The organism is Streptomyces sp. NPDC000134 (assembly GCF_042899225.1).
In the GTDB taxonomy this organism is placed as follows: Bacteria; Actinomycetota; Actinomycetes; order Streptomycetales; family Streptomycetaceae; genus Streptomyces.
Genome location: NZ_JBIAZN010000061.1, coordinates 1 through 1,140, shown reverse-complemented (window position 1 = coordinate 1,140; position 1,140 = coordinate 1). Strand labels below are relative to the sequence as shown.

The 1,140-nt window shown below is 65.4% G+C and carries 1 protein-coding gene; it reads left to right on the top strand.

The window, feature by feature from the left end; genetic code table 11:
- The first annotated feature begins 47 nt into the window (after positions 1 to 47).
- On the top strand, positions 48 to 1,139 hold the full coding sequence (locus tag ACFY32_RS34080) for an IS630 family transposase (RefSeq protein WP_359205026.1): 1,092 nt from the start codon (positions 48 to 50) through the stop codon (positions 1,137 to 1,139).
- The last annotated feature ends 1 nt before the right edge of the window (position 1,140 follow it).

Sequence of the window (1,140 nt, the reverse complement as noted above, 5' to 3'; positions counted from 1 at the left end):
CTAGTCTTCTGAGTCAGGAATCCTGTTCAGATGTGTAGGGTTGCCTGGTGGCACGTACTGGGCGGCCGAAGGCCGAGTTGATCCTGTCGGATGCGGAACGGGCTGCGCTGGAGGGATGGGTGCGGCGCCGTTCCACTCCGCAGGCGTGGGCTTTGCGGTGTCGGATCATCCTGGCCTGCGCGACAGGCGCGTCGAACAAAGACGTGGCCGCGCAGTTGGGCTCCACGCCGCATGCGGTGGGCCGCTGGCGGAAGCGGTTCGTCGAGCACCGGATCGCCGGCCTGGGTGATATGCCGCGGCCGGGCGGCCCCCGGACGGTCACCGACGAGCAGGTCGCTGCGGTGGTGAAGCGGACGCTCGAGTCGACGCCGAAGAACGCCACGCACTGGTCGACGCGGGCCATGGCCCAGGAGATGGGCCTGTCGCAGTCGACCGTGTCACGGATCTGGCGGGCCTTCGGTCTGCAGCCGCACCGCACAGAGACCTTCAAGCTGTCCACGGACCCGTACTTCGTCGACAAGGTCCACGACGTCGTCGGCCTGTATCTGGACCCGCCCGAACGCGCTCTGGTGTTCTGCGTCGACGAAAAGTCGCAGATCCAGGCTCTGGACCGCTCCCAGCCGGTGCTGCCGATGATGCCCGGCGTCCCGCAGCGCCTCACCCACGACTACGTGCGCGCGGGCACCACCACGCTGTTCGCCGCTCTCGAGGTGGCCACCGGCAAGGTGATCGGCTCCTTGCACCGCCGGCACCGGGCCGAGGAGTTCAAGAAGTTCCTGATCAAACTCGACCAGGAGATACCGGCAGACCTGGACGTGCACCTGGTGCTGGACAACTACGCCACCCACAAGACCCCGGCGATCAAGACCTGGCTGGTAGCTCATCCCCGCTTCCACCTGCACTTCACGCCCACCGGATCGTCCTGGCTCAACCTGGTGGAACGCTGGTTCGCAGAGCTGACGAACAAGCAGATACGACGCGGAGTCCACAAGAGCGTCCAGGCGCTGGAGAAGGACATCCGCGCCTGGATCGCCGCATGGAACACCGACCCCAAACCCTACGTCTGGACGAAGACCGCAGACGCGATCCTTGAACGCCTCGTCGGCTATCTGAATAGAATTCCTGACTCAGAAGACTAGG